Origin of the sequence: Sphingobium trunci (genome assembly GCF_022664535.1) — a bacterium.
GTDB lineage: Bacteria > Pseudomonadota > Alphaproteobacteria > Sphingomonadales > Sphingomonadaceae > Sphingobium.
The window spans coordinates 1-15,481 of record NZ_JAKUJY010000036.1; the positions used below are offsets into that span (position 1 = coordinate 1).

Here is a 15,481-nt window from a genome sequence, read left to right on the forward strand (position 1 = left end):
GGGCTCAACGCTGGCCATCGCAAGGCCCGTCACCGGTACAAAGAACATGACCATGAACACGCCGGTGATCAGCGTCGGCCACGCCATCTGGAGAAAGGTGACCTCTGGGCTGAACGTCCACATCCGCCAGATCATCACACCGCCAAGACCCAGCACGCCCATGCAGACGATGAACCGCGGATCGACCTTCTCGACCGCCTTACCGACCAGCGGCGCCGAGGCGACCGCGAGGATGCCCATGATGCCGGTGGCATAGCCGGCCCAGGTCGCGGTGTAGCCCATGTTCGACTGGAGCCAGAGCGGCAGGATCACGATCGAGGCGAAGAACCCTCCGAACCCGACCGCATAGGTCGTCGCTGCACCGACGAACCCGCGGTGGCGGAATATCTTCAAGTCAACGATCGGGTTCTTCTCGGTGAGCTCCCAGATCAGGAACGCCAGGAACCCGATGGCAGCGACGATGCCCAGCGTGCGGATTTCCTCGGACGCAAACCAGTCGTGGTCGCGGCCTTCGTCGAGCATGATCTGCAGCGCACCGACCCAGACGACCAGCAGCGCCAAGCCGACCTTGTCGATGAACGCAGACGACCGGGGGTCGGGTTGCCCGCGCATCAACGTGACCAAGGTCAGGCCACCCGCCAGCGCGACCGGGACCTTGATAAAGAAGATCCATGCCCAGCCGTAGTTGTCGCAGATGATCCCGCCAAGGATCGGGCCGGCAACCGGACCGACCAGCGTGGTCATTGCCCAGATCACGGTCGCCAGCGTGGCCTTCTCCTTCGGGAAGGCCCGAAGCAGCAGCATCTGCGAGAGCGGCATGATCGGCCCGCCGACCAGGCCCAGCAGCACACGCATGCCCAGCAGCATGCCGAGCGAGCCCGACAAACCACACAGCAGCGAGATCGCGGCAAAGCCCAGGTAGCAGCAAATGAAAGTGCGCTGCGCCCCGAACTTCTTCGCCAGCCATCCGGTCAGCGGAACGGTGATTGCCTCGGCGACCGCGTACGACGTGATCACCCAGGTACCCTGGGTCGAAGAGACGCCGAGATTGCCAGCGATTGTCGGCACCGAGACGTTGGCGATGGTCGTGTCGAGCACCACCAGGAAGTTGCCGAGACCGATCAGGATCGCGGCGACGAACAGGGGAGCTCCGGATAGCGGGCGCGCGGCCTCGCCGCCCAGAGCGGGCGTTGTGGCAGACATCGGTTAGGGTTCCTTCCAGTCGGGTCGGTGGTCAGCCCGAGACCTTGACGTCAGCCGTCATCGACAGACCGACGCGCAACGGGTGACGGGCGAGTTCTCGCGCGTCGAGCTGGATGCGCACGGGCAGCCGTTGCACCACCTTGATCCAGTTGCCGGTGGCGTTCTGTGCGGGAACGACCGCAAACGCCGCGCCTGTGCCGCCCGAGAAGCCGACGACCGTGCCGTGGAACACCACCCTGTCGCCGTAAAGGTCCGAGGTCAGCGTCGCGGGCTGTCCGGGGCGCACGTTGGCGAGCTGGACTTCCTTGAAGTTGGCGTCGACGTATGCCGTTTGGACCGGCACCACGACCATCATCGGCGCACCGGCCTGGACGCGCTGGCCGATCTGGACCTGGCGCCGCGAGACGACCCCGTCGACCGGGGCGCGGATCACGGTGCGCGCGAGGTCGAGCTGCGCCTGGGCCAGGGCCGCGCGCGCGGCCATCACTTCGGGATTGGCTTCAACCGGGGTGCCGTCGATCAGCACGTGATTGGCCTGCTTCGTTCCGACTGCAGCGGCGCGAGAGGCTGCGGCCTGTACGCGTGCTGCCTCGGCGGCGCGGACATTGGCGAGCGCGGTGTTGTAGGCGTTGCGCATCGCCGTCAGTTCCTCGCCAGAAACCGCGCCGCTCTGTGCGAGCGCCTGACGTCGGGCGAGGTCGATCCGTGCCTTTTCGAGTTCCGACTGTGCCGAGGCGACCTGCGCTGCCGCGCGGTTTTCGTCAGCGGTACGCGCGCTGATCTGCGCGCCGAGGCCAGAGTCGGTCGCAACCAAGCCGCGAACCTTGCGGATCGTTGAGGCGAGTTCGGCCTGGGCCCGCGCGACCGCAATCCGCGTGTCGGTATCGTCGAGCCTTACGAGGACATCGCCCTTATGCACCGACTGCGCGTCCTGAACGCGGACTTCGGCCACCGGTCCGCCGACGAGCGGCGTCACTTGCGCGACGTCGGCGCCGACATAAGCATTATCGGTCACCGCGTGCTTCGAGGCGACCAGCGCGTTATAGCCGTATGCGCCGGTGCCGGCGAGCGCGACGCCGCAGGCCAGCGCCGCGAACAGGCGCTGACGGGTGGACTTACGCGGCGCGGTCGGGAATTCGACCTGCGCGTCTTCGAAATCATGGTCGAGCATGGTCATGTCCTGGGTTCCTTTCACGATTGGAATCCGCCGCCGAGCGCGCGGACGAGCGCGACATCGAGGGCGAAGGCACGGGTTTGCAGCCTGGCGACGGTGAGCCTGGATTCGAGGACGCCTTCCTCGGCCGAGAGCACATCGAGATAGGTCGACAAGCCTTGCGAGTAGCGCAGCCGGGCAAGCCGGCTGGCCGCTTCAAAGTCGGTCAGCGCGCTGCGGGACTTCTGCAGGCGCGTGACGAGGAGGGTCCGGCTCGTCATCGCGTCGGCGGTCTGGTGCAGCGCCTCGACGACGGCGTGATCGTAGGCTGCGATCGCTTCGTCGTACTGACCGCGTCGGGCGCGGTACTGGCCCTGGAGCGCGCCCCCGCGGAAGAGCGGGAGGGATACCGCGGGGCCGGCGGCTCCAAACGGGGAATTGCTCTTGAACAGGTTGTCGAGGCCAAAGGCCTGGAAGCCCGCCAGCCCGGTCAGGCTGACATTGGGATAGAAATCGGCCTTGGCCGCGTTCACCATCTGCTGCGCGGCTTCGGCGCGGACTTTCGCCGCGGAGACGTCGGGCCGGCGGCCGAGCAGGTCGATCGACGCGTTGGCGGGCAAGGCCTGGACATCGAGCGCGCGCAAGTCGGGCCGTTCGATCGTCAGCGCGCGATCGGGACCGCGGCCGACCAGCGCCGCAACCGCGTTCCGGGCGAGACCGATCGCCTCGTCGGTGGCGGCGAGGTTGGCCTGCGCGATCTCCAGCCGAGCCCGGGCCTGGGCAAGCGTGCTGTCGGTTTCGAGGCCCCGGGTGACGCGCTGCTCAACCAGGCGGAGCATCTGCGACCGGATGGTAAGCGCAGTCTCGAGGCTGTCGTGCTGCGCGTGGAGCGCGGCGAGCTCGGCGTAGGCGGCGGCGATCCCGGTGGTGAGCGCCAGCTTGGCCTGCTCGGCTTCATAGCGGACCGCAACCGCGTCGAGCTTCGCCGCGCGCAGCGTCGCGCGGTTCTTGCCCCACAGGTCGAGATCCAGCGTCGCCCCGAGGCTAACGCTGCCGGTGTCGTTCCAGCCGCCCGGGACGATCTGGGCGGGAACGCCGTTGTTCTTGCTGAGCAGCATTTCGTTCGCAGCCCCGTTCGCGGTGACCGACGGGAACAGCGCGGCGCCGGCCTGGCGGGCGAAGCCGTCGGCCACGCGGATACGCGCGGCGGAGGCGGCCAGATCGGGCGACGTGGCCAGCGCTTCGCCGATCAGCCGGTCGAGCTGGAGATCGCCGTAGCGCTTCCACCAGCCGTCACCCGGCCATTGCGCCGTTGTCCCGGCGAGCGAACGCGCTTCGGACTGGAGGTCGCTCACGCGGGAGACCGTCGGCGGTGCCATGTGCGGCGTGCCGACACAGGCGCTTGTCATGAGCGCAAGAAGGAGTGCTGCGCGGCGCGGCCGCGCAGGGCGGGGGGAAGACATCGGGGTTGCTCCCTATGAAGGTTAAACTGTACGGTTCGGTTTAGTGTTTAATGCGCCCTTGTCAAAGGAAAAATGAACTGTATCGTACGGTATAGGAAATCAGTCCGACGAGGAAATGGTTGTGCGCACGCGAAGCGAACAGAAACGGCGGGAAATCGTGGCTGCGGCAGCCTCGTTGTTTGTCGAGCAGGGCTACGAGCGGACGTCAATGAGCGCGATCTCGGAGCGCGTGGGCGGCTCGAAGGCAACGCTGTACGGCTACTTCGAATCGAAGGAGGAACTGCTGCGCGCAGTACTGGCCGATTCGGTCGCGGAGGAAACCGAGCGGTTGATGCACGAGTTTCCGGCCAACGAAGCGATACGCACGGGCCTCATTCGCCTGGGCGAGCGTTACCTGATGGACCGGCTTGGGCCATTGCCAATCACCAGTATCCGTATCGTGGCTACTCAGCCCGAATCGACTGGTCTTGGCGCGGACTTCTACGCGAACGCCCTTCGCCCCGCCTGGCAGTGGTTCGCTGACCGGATCGGAGCGCTGATGGAGGAAGGCCGTTTGCGCCGTGCCGACCCATGGGTGGCGGCGATGCACTGGAAAGGACTGCACGAGGGCGAGCTCTTTGAGAAGCGCCTGCTCGGTGCCTCGACTTCTCCGGACCCTTCGGAAATCCGGCGTGTCGTTGCTGACGCGGCCGATGCGTTCCTGCGCATCTACGAGCCCGCGCCAGCCGCAGGCTAACCAATAGTCTCAACCGAGACCCAAACGAACGACATCGAGGCCCTGTTCGACGCTAACCGCCAACATAGCCGCCGTTCGAGGTAACAAACGGCATCTCTTAAAGCGGCCTTACATTCACACGCAACATGGGCAATCCAAATCGCCCGGCATGCTCAATGCAGATCCACGTCGGCATCCTATGTTATCGATGCAGAAATATGCGAGACAGGTGCCCACTGCCTGGAGAAATTACCGAAGGCCGGAACTTCGATTGACAACATAATGGCGCAGAGCATATTTGTCCTTGGTCCTAGGACAGCGGACATGCGGGTTCATCATGAAAAGCCAAGACATCGTCATATTGCTCAAGCTGGTGAGTTTAGAAGACCAGATCAGGCAGGGCTGCCTTGATGAACCGGTAAGCTCCGACCCATTTGCATTGCGAAGTCTAGAAGGCGCATTGGGCATCAGCAAAACGGAGATAAGCGCATCACTCCGGCGCAGCATCGCTGCCACATTGGCCATTAAATCCAACGATCGTCCGAAAGTGAACCGCCGCAAACTCACCGAATTTGTTCAGCACGGGCTGAAATATGTGTTCCCCGCCAAACCTGGTGCACCACAGCGTGGCGTCGCCACCGGCTTTGCTGCGCCCATGCTCGAAGGGCAACTCGTTAGCTCTGGCGCGGATATCTATGTGTGGCCCCACGCCGAAGGAAGTCAGCGAGGGTCATCAATAACGCCATTGTTCAAATCCGTCCCCGAAGCAGCTCTCAAAGATGAGCGACTTTACGAATTGCTGGCGCTGGTCGATGCGATCAGGCTGGGCAATCAGCGCGAAGCAAATCTGGCCCAAGACAGGTTCGAAGAACGGATGGCGCGCGCATGAGCCTTCAAGGTGAACTTCTCGCAATGCTGGAGACTGTCGCCGAAGCATTGGGCGATGATCTGTGCCAGCAGATGGTGTTTGTAGGCGGGTGCTCGACCGCCGTGCTCATCACCGACGAAATCACCTTGCAGGAGGTGCGGGCCACTGACGATGTAGACCTGATCGTCGGCCTGACCGGCATGGCGCAGTGGATGCAGCTCCAAGAAACGTTGAACAAGAAGGGCTTTACGGTATCGGGAGAGGACGAGGTCATCTGCCGAATGCGGCTCGGCAACCAAGGTCGATTTCATGCCCGACGATCCCGACATTCTGGGGTTCAGCAACCGCTGGTACAAAGAAGGCATCTACACCGCGATCAAGTACGTCCTGCCGAGTGGGCGAGTGATAAAGCATCTAACACCGCCCCTATTTTTGGCCACCAAACTCGAAGCTTACGGTGGGAGAGGCCAGAACGATCCCCTCGGAAGCCACGACTTGGAAGACATCATCAATGTCGTAGATGGACGACCGGCGCTCCTGAACGAAGTGCAGGCAACAGAAGGCGAGGTGCGCGGCTACCTGTCAGAGCAGTTTCAGGCGCTGTTACAGCATTCGGACTTCGAGAGTTTTCTCTACGGAAATATCAGAGGCCCTGACGGCAGAGTCGAGATTGTTCATGCGCGGGTAAAGGCGCTGGCCGAACTGGGGTAAGGGCGCCGACATATCGGACTTTCCGAGCATCCTGTGGGTTCGTCGAAAGCAGCCGCTGATTCATTCGCGAAATCGGAGCTTCCGCCATTGCAAAAACAGTCTCGACCGGCCTAGCCATGGCCATGCTGATGGATACCGATCTCGATCATCTCACCCTCAAGGAACATGGTGCGGTGTTGTTCAGGGGCGCGGCTCTCCCCCACCTGAATGACTTGAAGGCCATCTTAGCTTCACTCCCGGTAGAACAGGCAGGTGCGCGGATCAGTGGATTTTCGGCTCTGGAAACCTACGTTGCGCCACATGGGCCGATTGGGCTTGTGGCACGGCAGGCTTTAGGCGGCATGGGCAAGGCGGTCCGTGCTATCCTGTTCGACAAGACGGAGGGCACGAATTGGTCCCTCGCATGGCATCAAGATCGGACGATTTGCGTCCGGCACCAGGCGGATGTGGAGGGGTATGGCCCATGGTCGATCAAGGCTGGCCTGCATCACGTGGCACCGCCATTCGATCTCTTGGCGGAGATGGTCACGCTGCGCGTTCATCTCGACGACGTGCCTTCCACGAATGCGCCATTGCTGATCGCTCCCGGTTCCCATAAATTCGGACGTGTACCGGCGGATCAAGTCGAGAGAGCCGCCCATCGCTGTGGCACGATCGCCTGCACCGCTTTGGCTGGCGATATCTGGGCCTATTCCACGCCGATCCTCCATGCCTCTGAGCCTGCCGCCAGGCCAAGGCGGCGGCGTGTGCTGCAGATTGATTTCAGCACTCAAGAGCTGCCGGAAGGCCTCGCCTGGCTAGGGGTTACATGACACTCGATCGGCGATGGCGATCGTGCTAACCCGCCAATGGTTCGGTACCTTTCTCGCTTCCCGTGCTGTCGATTGCGCATCACGCGAGTGTTTGCCTCACCAAGGGAGGTTGCCCATCGTCGCATGCGTGAACATTCCCGTCGGCCCTTCGGGGCCAAGAAGCGCCACCCGGATAGCCTCGGCAGCGCCTTGCTCGGGCGTATCCGCGCCAGAAAAGCCGGTGAGCCTGGTCTTGGTATGACCGGGGGAAACCGCGTTCACCTTGATACCGAAGCTCTCCAACTCGATGGCCATCGCCACCGTGAGCGCGTTGAGTGCGGTCTTCGAGGCCGAATAGGAGGCATCGAAGAGCTGCCTCACCGGGAGATTCGGGTCCGAAGCGAGCGTGAGTGAACCCATGCCGCTCGATACGTTGACGATGCGAGAATTCGGCGTGTCCTTCAGGATTGGCACCATGGCCTGATAGACGGCGAGAACGCCGAAGACATTTGTGTCCCAAACCTCGCGCATGTCGTCGAGCGACACGACGCTCGGACGGTTTGCGGCTGCAAGCTCCTCGCCGCTATCGAATGATCGGCTGGCCGCGGCGGCGATGGCGGCATTCTGCACCAGTATGTCGAGACGGCCGAACTCCTCTCGAATACGATCCGCAGCGGTTGTGATTGACGCCTGATCGGTCACATCCAGCTGGAGAGCGACTGCCCTCTCTCCGAGTGTCTCCACCGCTTGCGTGCCCCGCTCGAGACTGCGTGACCCGACAAGGACCGTGAGACCTGCGGCAACCAGCCCCTTCGCAATCTCGAATCCGATACCTTGGTTAGCGCCGGTGATCAGCGCGACTGGCTTATCCTGCATGATTTTTCTCCATAGATTGTAATCGGTGCGGCAGCTTGGTACGAGACCAGCGGAGCGCCGCTCCGTTTTTAGATACGGAGCGTTGCTCCTCTTAGCAAGGGAGAATGATGCCGAAAGCGGAATCACCAAAGGACGCCGCGAAAGTGACCGAGGGTGGCGGTGGACGCCTTCGAGTCGACGCCCAAAGAAGCGCGCACGCCTTGATCGCAGCGGCGCGGCAGCTCTTTGCAGCAAAAGGTGTCGATGCGACGACGAGAGAGATCGCGGACTGCGCCGGAGTAGGAATGGGCACGCTCTACCGCCGCTTTCCTCGGCGTGCCGATCTCATAGGGGCGGTATTCCGCGAGGATCTCGACGCCTGTGCGGACGCCGCGGCTACGCTGGCCGCGGAGAAGCCGCCCTTCGAAGCCTTCTCCCTCTGGGTACAGGAATATGTGAAGCTCATCGGCACAAAACGGGGCTTGGCCGCCGCCGTGCGCTCCGATGATCCGGTGTATGTCGGGATGGCCGAGAAATTCGACATGAAACTACGGCCAGCCGCGCAGGCGCTGTACGAAGCGGCCGCAGCCGCTGGTGAAGCACGTCCTGAACTGGACGGCGCAGAAATACTGGCCGCGGTTTCGGCATTGTGCATGTCCACCTATGATGGGAAACCGGATCACGCGAGCCGGATGGTAGCTCGCCTCCTCGATGGTCTTCGCTTGCGTCGGTGACGGTCAGTTCTGCCTGAAAGCTCCGCGTCACCAGAACGCGCGGCCGATCGTGAGCGGGATGAGACCGCCCACCGCGACGATCATCATCCGCACCGCCACATAAGCGCGCACATCCGAACGGAAGAGGGGTGTCCACAGATGATGCGTTTCCGGCACCCCATGAATGAAGAAAACCGGCACGTTCTTGCTCCCGATATCGACAGGATTAGCGAGGGACGGATTCGACTGCTCGTTCGCGGCGGAACCGGCGGCAAGGACCCCGAGCGAGGTGCAAAATCTCCGGCGAACCATCATATTCGCTCCAGCAAGGCTCCGCATGGAGTTGAACTGATGGAGACGTGCGGAGCGAACCGCAGGCCACTGCTGGTCGTTGACGCAGAGCCGCGCTTGTGCGTAGCGGCGTGGTCAGATTGCGCGCGTGGCGAAGAAGCGCCAGTCGGCAAATCGTTCGCCAGGATCCGCCGGAGATCCTCGAAACCGGAATAGCGTACCACGACGATCTCATCCCAATCGTCGTCAGGCCCCGCCAGGATGCCGGAAACCAGCGATCCCGCGTAGACGAGCACCGGATCGGGAGTGATGCCGATGTCCGCGCATGCTTGCCGAAAGCCGCCGACGTAACCTTCGTAATAGCCGCTGCGTGAATCCGGCTTCGCGTCGGCGAAGCCGGCAGGGTAATCGGGCGTGTCCCGGAACTTGAGCAGGTTCACCATGACGACCGGGCCGTCGCCGATCGCCCGCGTGGCATCGTCCAGGGCGGCCTCGGTCAGTTCCAGATTGCAAGTCACGATCATTCTCCTCGTTGCTCGGCATGGATATCGCGGACCGCTCGACTATTCGGTAGAGCGTATGCCAACAGGATTGAGTTGCCACCGTGTCCACACCATCCAACTTCCAGCGCCTCATCAACCTGCTGCACTTCGCACGCGTGGTGGATGCCGGATCCTTCGCGGAGGCGGCCCGGCGCGCCGGCATGACCACGTCGGCGCTGTCCAAGGCGGTCTCGCGGTTCGAACAGCTGCACGGCGTCCGCCTGCTCCACCGCACCACCCATGCGATCTCGTTGACGCCCGAGGGGGAGCGGCTGCTGGAAGGAACGCGCGACCTGCTACGCGAGGCTGAGCGGCTGGAGGCGACGCTGGACCATGCTTCCGCGAGCGGCGCGGGCGGCCGCATCCGGCTGAGCGCGCCGGCGCCGCTGATCCGCGCAAGGCTCGCACGGCAGATGCCGACGCTGCTCGCCAATCCGGACATCGAACTGGAGCTCAAGAACGACGACGGCACGCTCGATCTCGCTGCCGAGGGCATCGACATCGCTATCCGCTTCGGGACGCTCGACGGCCAGCCCGGCCTCGTCACCACCCCGCTCGGGAGCTTCCCGTGGGTTTTGTGCGCGACTCCGCGCTACGTCGAGCTGGTAGGAGCACCACGGTCCCCCGCGGATCTGGACATGCATCGCCAGATCGGGTTTCGCGATCCAGGGTCCGGACGGCTGCTCGCGTGGCAATTCACCGATCCCGCCGACGGCGCGATCATCCGCCACCTGCCGCGACCGCGCATCGTCGTGGAGGATATGAGCGCGATCTGGTCGATGATGCGCAACGGGCTGGGCCTCGCCTGGGTGCCCGCTTGGGTGGGACTGATCGAACTGCGCGAAGGCCGCGTCGTCGAATTGCTTCGCGATTGGCGTGTCGCCGAAACGGCCATGTATGCCGTTCGCCTAAGGCGGCACACGCCCGGTCGCATTCGGCGCCTGCTGGACAACCTGCGCGAGGCAGCCAGGGAGTGGCGTTACCTCGATGATATGCCATGACCGCAGCCAGAGCAGACGCCGATCGACGACAGCGTCGGCGCAAGCTAGGCTATGGCCGCCTTCAGGTTCATTGCGTCCCGTTTTGGGGCTATCCCGAACATGCGCGAATATGCCCGGTTTCTGAAAGATCTGCGGGCGCGCCTGCCGAACCATTGGCGCCTCTCCGTCACTGGTCTGATGGACTGGAGCGCGCATGGCGATCCGCACGCGCTCGTGAAACTCGCGGGAATCATCGATGAGGTCGTGGTCCAAACCTATCAGGGCCGGACGACGATCCCCGGTTATGGCGCCTATTTCCGTCGCATGGATCGCTTTCCCCATCCCTTTTCGTGTTGCCTTGGTGGAGGGGGGCGAATGGCGGGCACCAGCCATGCTGGAGCGACACCCTCAATTCCGGGGCTATGTCGTGTTCCTGTTGAAGCGTGCGAGGGACCACCCATGAATGATTGCATTGAAGGCTGGTAAACGCTCAGGTGGATGTGTCGGTCGGTTTTCGCATCCGCTTTTTGGGGCTTGAAAATGCTCAGCTGCCAGTCTGCCACTGGGAGTGCGAAGTGAACGTCTGAATTACCGGAATGGGTCGATGACGGCGGGCAGCCAGCATGTCTGCGGCGGTGTTGTTCGGCTCGACCGCTTAGCACGATAAACCAGCTTACGGTTCGGTGGCAGTCACCCCTCCTTGGCGCCAAACGGACTTTCCTCCCGCCTGACGAGAGTGCGACGTGACAGAGCCGTCCTTACGCGATCGGCCAGTTCCTCGCGACGATATGGCTTACCGATCACATCAAGCCGCGTACCGCGCGGGATATCGGCGACCAGATCCTCATTATAGCCCGTGGTCATAAGGACTGGCGTTTCCGGACATAATTCGTTGAATTTTTCGACCAGTTCCAGGCCGCTCATACCCCCTGGCATGACCATATCGGTGAACAGCAGATCCACCTTGATGTTCTCAAGCTTCAGGAGGGCTTCCTCGCCGCTTGCGACAGGAATGACCTTGTATCCGATCGAAGCCAGTTGCGCGCTGGCTAGTGCGCGGACATCGTCACTATCTTCGACCAGCAGGATCGTCTGTCCTCCGGCGTCGCTCGATATCGCCGGCGTTGACATAGGCCGTACGGCGCCGGCCCCGGCCTCTTCGGGCGGCGCGACAGGAAAGAGCAGCCGCATCGTCGTTCCCTGCCCCGGCTCAGAGTCGATTTCCAGACGGCCGAGCGACTGCTGCACAAAGCCGTGGACCATTGCGAGGCCAAGGCCGGTGCCGCGCTCCTTGCCTTTGGTGCTAAAGAACGGCTCGGTAGCGCGTTGGCGAACCTCGGCGTTCATGCCATATCCTTCGTCGCGGATGCTCAACACGACATAATCCCCTTCGGGAAGGCCATGCGCCGCCGCGTTGCCGTTCAGCTTCCAAAGCTCGGTCGCGATCGTCACGGTGCCACCGTCCGGCATCGCATCGCGGGCGTTGAGCAGGATGTTGAGCACCGCCATCTCAAGATGCGTAGGGTCGATCTGCACCGCCGGGAGCCGACGCTCCAGCGCGGTGACCAGCCTGATCTGCGCGCCCACGGTGTTGTCGATCAAATCGCCAAATTCGTGGATCAAGTCGTTCATATTGATCCGACGCGGTTCGAGCCGGGTCTTGCGCGCGAAGGCAAGCAACTGGCGGGTTAATCTCGCGCCGCGCTCGGCAGCCCGAGCAGCATTGCCCAGCATCCGTCGCTGAGCATCGTTCAGATCGTCTCCGAGCACGATGTCGAGATTGCCGGTCACCACCTGCAGAAGGTTGTTGAAATCATGCGCCAGGCCGGCAGTCAGTTGTCCGATCGCTTCCATTTTTTGCGCCTGACGAAAAGCCTGTTCAGAGGAGCGTCGACGCGTGACGTCAAGCTGGCTGGCGAAGAAATAGATGAGCGTGCCGTCGTCATCATAGATTGGCGCCACGAACACCGCGTTCCAGAAAGGGCTGCCGTCGCGACGATAGTTCAGGATTTCGGTCGAAATCGCTTCCTGCGCTCCAACGGCTTCGCGAAGGGCACGGACGGTCTCCCTGCCGGTGTCGGCCCCCTGCAGGAAACGGCAATTGCGGCCGAGGACTTCGCTTTCCTCATAGCCTGTCAGATCAAGAAACGCTTTGTTGGCAAAGACGATTGGATTGTCGTCCTGGCGCGGATCGGTAAGGATCATCGGCATTCGCGTCATTTGCAAGGCAGCAAAGAACACCGTACCGCGTTGGTCGAGCCCAGGCTCGGCCACGGTCGATCGCTTCCAGTGACGCGTCGGTCCGTTGCCTGTCGGACTGTAGGAACTGGTGTCTTCCAGATCGCCGGCTGGCTGGCCGGTCGCTTCGTTGGGATTGGCGGGCGCTTTTGCGCCATCCTTGTCAGTCACGGCTACCTCAAATCAGTTTCAACATCGCAATAAATCTTCACCAGCGATCTGGTTGCCATGCGTCTTCACTCGAGATTATCAGCCTGGCCTGAGCATCACCTTTGCAACCGGTTGAAGCGTTTTGCGTTTGCGTCAGCACCAGTACAATTTTCCCGGGGGGATCGATGAAAAAGCCGGAGCCGTCGCGCGCGATCAGCGCTGACGAATGGCGCCAGATCGTGGATGGCGCGGTGGGCACGGCGATCATAACCACCGATCTTGAAGGCCGGGTGACGAGTTGGAACGAAGGCGCTTCCCGGATGCTGGGCTGGACCGCCTCTGACGTTCTGGGCGAGACGCTGGAGCGCCTGTTCCCTCCCGGAGAAGGCGCGGCGGCGCTCCGACAAGAGATGCGCGATGCGCTGACCGTCGGTCGTGGCGGCGGAACGGAAGGCTGGCGCATTTGCCGCGACGGATCTCAGATATGGGCGGTAGGCGAAATGTCGCCGATCCACGATCAGGCTGGTAGCGTGGTCGGATTCACGAAGATTTTGCATGATCGGACCAGAAGCAGAGAAGCGCAGGAGGCGATCTCCGAAGAACGCCGCGCGCTCGAGATACTAAATCGGGCCGGTTCCGCCCTGGCGGCCAAGACCGATCTTCAGGAACTCGTCCAGATCGTCACTGATGCGGGTGTTGAGCTGACCGGTGCCGAATTCGGCGCCTTCTTCTACAATGTAGAAAATGAGGCGGGGGAGAGCTACATGCTCTACACCCTGTCCGGTGCACCAGCCGAGGCCTTCTCCAAATTTCCGATGCCGCGCAACACCTCGGTGTTCGCGCCGACCTTCTCGGGCGAAGGGATTATTCGCTCTGACGATATCACCAAGGACCCGCGTTACGGGCGGAATGCGCCACGCAAAGGCATGCCCGAGGGACATCTGCCTGTTCGCAGCTATCTGGCTGTGCCCGTCATTTCGCGTACCGGAGAAGTGATCGGGGGCCTGTTCTTCGGCCATGCCGATATTGGCGTCTTTGACGATCGTTCTGAGCGTGGCCTGGAAGGTTTGGCGGCCGAGGCAGCCGTCGCAATCGATAATGCCCGGCTGTTTCAGGCACTCGAACGCGAACTCACGCAACGGCGAAAGGCAGAGAGCGAACTCGCCGACAGCGAAACGCGCTTGCGACTGGCCACGGAAGCGGCTGAAATCGGCACTTGGGACTACGACCCGGCGTCAAACGAACTTCGGTGGGACTTTCGGTGCAAGCAACTCTTCGGTTTATCCCCGGAGGCGGCAGTCACCTACGAGGGCTCCTTCATCGCAGGCATTCATCCGGACGACCGTGAGCGCGCGGACGAGGCCGTCCGACGAGCGATCGATCCCGGGGGCTTGGGTCGCTACGCCATAGAATATCGCACCATCGGCATCGAGGATGGACGGCAGCGGTGGATTTCCGCGAACGGACGCGCGCTCTTCGATGCCGATCAGGGAACGCGGTTTGTCGGGACGGTGATCGACATTACGGAACGGAAGGCGATCGAGGACAGGTTGCACCATCTTAACGAGCGGCTGGAAGAGCAGGTCGAGGTCGAGATCCGCAAACGCGCGGAAGCAGAAGAGGCGCTGCGCCAGTCGCAAAAGATGGAGGCGATAGGACAACTCACCGGCGGGATCGCCCACGACTTCAATAACCTGTTGGCAGGCATCATCGGCAGCCTGGAAATCATCGAAAGGCGCCTTTCCGACGGCCGAACGGAGGGCATCGACCGCTTCATCAACGGTGCGCAGACCTCCGCCCGGCGCGCCGCGGCGCTGACCCAGCGGCTCCTCGCCTTCTCTCGTCGCCAGACCCTCGATCCAAAACCGACCGATGTGAACCGATTGGTCTTCGGCATGGAAGACCTCATCGCCCGGACCGTCGGCCCAGCCATCAAGGTCGAGGTTGTCGGCGCCGCAGGCCTCTGGCCAACCAGGATCGATACCGTCCAGCTTGAAAGCACGCTCCTCAATCTCGCTATCAACGCTCGCGATGCCATGCCCGACGGCGGCAAACTGACGATTGAGACTGCGAACAAGTGGCTGGACGATCGCGCTGGACGAGAACGCGACCTGCCGCCGGGACAGTATATCTCCGTGTGCGTCACCGACACGGGGACAGGCATACCGAAGGACATTGCCGACCGAATCTTCGATCCATTCTTCACGACCAAGCCGATCGGCCAGGGCACAGGTCTGGGTCTTTCCATGATCCTCGGTTTCTTGCGGCAGTCCGGCGGCCAGGTTCGCGTCTACAGTGAGTCAGGGCAGGGAACGACGATGTGCCTTTATCTGCCCCGCTACTCCGGCGACGTCACAGACGACACCGCGGCGATGGAATCACCGATCCCGGAAACGGGCGCCGGGGAAACCGTGCTCGTGATCGACGACGAACCGACCGTTCGCATGCTCATAGTAGAAGTGCTCGAAGAGGCTGGATATGTCGCACTCGAAGCGGAAGATGGCCCTTCAGGGTTAAAAATCCTTCAGTCCGATGTCAGGGTCGATCTGCTCATCACCGACGTCGGGTTACCCGGAGGCATGAACGGCCGACAGATTGCCGACGCGGCCCGCGTCGGTCGCCCGGACCTAAAGGTGCTCTTCGTAACCGGGTTCGCGGAGAATGCTGCGGTCGGCAATGGTCATCTTGAGACCGGCATGGAGGTTATCACCAAACCATTTGTGATGACCGAACTCGCGAACAAGATCACCGACATGATCGAACATCGGTACCCCAGCGCTTGATCGGCACGATATCTGGCCGCATCTG

At 62.5% G+C, this 15,481-nt stretch carries 16 protein-coding genes; 8 read left to right on the forward strand and 8 right to left on the reverse strand.

Annotated features, from left to right (window positions below; all coding sequences use genetic code 11):
* From MJ601_RS20185 to MJ601_RS20195, 3 genes are all read right to left on the reverse strand, one after another.
* Nucleotides 1-1,203, reverse strand: a 1,203-nt coding sequence (locus tag MJ601_RS20185; protein ID WP_242130057.1) for a DHA2 family efflux MFS transporter permease subunit, incomplete at its 3' end; no start/stop codon positions are given.
* Nucleotides 1,204-1,234: 31 nt separating this feature from the next.
* Nucleotides 1,235-2,380: an HlyD family secretion protein gene (locus tag MJ601_RS20190; protein WP_242130059.1), complete on the reverse strand. Its 1,146-nt coding sequence runs from the start codon at nt 2,378-2,380 to the stop codon at nt 1,235-1,237.
* Nucleotides 2,381-2,394: 14 nt separating this feature from the next.
* Nucleotides 2,395-3,735, reverse strand: a complete 1,341-nt coding sequence (locus MJ601_RS20195) for an efflux transporter outer membrane subunit (RefSeq protein ID WP_242130061.1) — start codon at nt 3,733-3,735, stop codon at nt 2,395-2,397.
* A gap of 205 nt (nt 3,736-3,940) precedes the next feature.
* On the opposite strand from MJ601_RS20195, the gene MJ601_RS20200 reads away from it, so the two are divergent.
* Together MJ601_RS20200 and MJ601_RS20205 are read left to right on the forward strand one after the other, a co-directional pair.
* Nucleotides 3,941-4,555, forward strand: a complete 615-nt coding sequence (locus MJ601_RS20200) for a TetR/AcrR family transcriptional regulator C-terminal domain-containing protein (protein ID WP_242130063.1) — start codon at nt 3,941-3,943, stop codon at nt 4,553-4,555.
* A gap of 316 nt (nt 4,556-4,871) precedes the next feature.
* Complete coding sequence (locus MJ601_RS20205; RefSeq protein ID WP_192669902.1) at nt 4,872-5,423, forward strand: hypothetical protein; 552 nt, start codon at nt 4,872-4,874, stop codon at nt 5,421-5,423.
* Here MJ601_RS20205 and MJ601_RS20210 read toward each other — a convergent pair.
* Nucleotides 5,366-5,713: a hypothetical protein gene (locus MJ601_RS20210; RefSeq protein ID WP_242130065.1), complete on the reverse strand. Its 348-nt coding sequence runs from the start codon at nt 5,711-5,713 to the stop codon at nt 5,366-5,368. The genes MJ601_RS20205 and MJ601_RS20210 overlap by 58 nt on opposite strands.
* Here MJ601_RS20210 and MJ601_RS20215 point away from each other — a divergent pair.
* Together MJ601_RS20215 and MJ601_RS20220 are read left to right on the forward strand one after the other, a co-directional pair.
* On the forward strand, nt 5,712-6,113 hold the full coding sequence (locus tag MJ601_RS20215) for a hypothetical protein (protein ID WP_242130068.1): 402 nt from the start codon (nt 5,712-5,714) through the stop codon (nt 6,111-6,113). The genes MJ601_RS20210 and MJ601_RS20215 overlap by 2 nt on opposite strands.
* Nucleotides 6,114-6,235: 122 nt before the next feature.
* Nucleotides 6,236-6,925: a phytanoyl-CoA dioxygenase family protein gene (locus tag MJ601_RS20220; RefSeq protein ID WP_242130077.1), complete on the forward strand. Its 690-nt coding sequence runs from the start codon at nt 6,236-6,238 to the stop codon at nt 6,923-6,925.
* A gap of 96 nt (nt 6,926-7,021) precedes the next feature.
* On the opposite strand, the gene MJ601_RS20225 is transcribed toward MJ601_RS20220, so the two are convergent.
* Complete coding sequence (locus MJ601_RS20225) at nt 7,022-7,780, reverse strand: SDR family NAD(P)-dependent oxidoreductase (RefSeq protein ID WP_242130087.1); 759 nt, start codon at nt 7,778-7,780, stop codon at nt 7,022-7,024.
* Between the two features lie 107 nt (nt 7,781-7,887).
* Here MJ601_RS20225 and MJ601_RS20230 point away from each other — a divergent pair, with 107 nt between their 5' ends.
* Complete coding sequence (locus MJ601_RS20230; protein WP_242130089.1) at nt 7,888-8,493, forward strand: TetR/AcrR family transcriptional regulator; 606 nt, start codon at nt 7,888-7,890, stop codon at nt 8,491-8,493.
* Between the two features lie 27 nt (nt 8,494-8,520).
* On the opposite strand, the gene MJ601_RS20235 is transcribed toward MJ601_RS20230, so the two are convergent.
* Entirely contained in the window at nt 8,521-8,787 is a 267-nt protein-coding gene (locus tag MJ601_RS20235; RefSeq protein ID WP_242130091.1) for a hypothetical protein, read from the reverse strand.
* Nucleotides 8,784-9,281, reverse strand: a complete 498-nt coding sequence (locus MJ601_RS20240) for a hypothetical protein (protein ID WP_242130093.1) — start codon at nt 9,279-9,281, stop codon at nt 8,784-8,786. Before MJ601_RS20240 ends, MJ601_RS20235 begins: the two co-directional genes overlap by 4 nt.
* 86 nt (nt 9,282-9,367) lie before the next feature.
* Here MJ601_RS20240 and MJ601_RS20245 point away from each other — a divergent pair, with 86 nt between their 5' ends.
* Together MJ601_RS20245 and MJ601_RS20250 are read left to right on the forward strand one after the other, a co-directional pair.
* Nucleotides 9,368-10,306 carry a LysR family transcriptional regulator gene (locus MJ601_RS20245; RefSeq protein WP_242130095.1) on the forward strand — a complete coding sequence of 313 codons (939 nt, stop codon included), beginning with the start codon at nt 9,368-9,370 and terminating at the stop codon, nt 10,304-10,306.
* A 99-nt stretch (nt 10,307-10,405) separates the two neighbouring features.
* Nucleotides 10,406-10,771, forward strand: a complete 366-nt coding sequence (locus MJ601_RS20250; protein ID WP_242130097.1) for a DUF3142 domain-containing protein — start codon at nt 10,406-10,408, stop codon at nt 10,769-10,771.
* Between the two features lie 204 nt (nt 10,772-10,975).
* Here the strand turns inward: MJ601_RS20250 and MJ601_RS20255 are convergent, their stop codons facing one another.
* On the reverse strand, nt 10,976-12,694 hold the full coding sequence (locus tag MJ601_RS20255; protein WP_242130105.1) for a histidine kinase famiy protein: 1,719 nt from the start codon (nt 12,692-12,694) through the stop codon (nt 10,976-10,978).
* Between the two features lie 164 nt (nt 12,695-12,858).
* Here MJ601_RS20255 and MJ601_RS20260 point away from each other — a divergent pair, with 164 nt between their 5' ends.
* Nucleotides 12,859-15,456 carry a PAS domain S-box protein gene (locus MJ601_RS20260; protein ID WP_242130107.1) on the forward strand — a complete coding sequence of 866 codons (2,598 nt, stop codon included), beginning with the start codon at nt 12,859-12,861 and terminating at the stop codon, nt 15,454-15,456.
* Nucleotides 15,457-15,481: the final 25 nt, after the last annotated feature.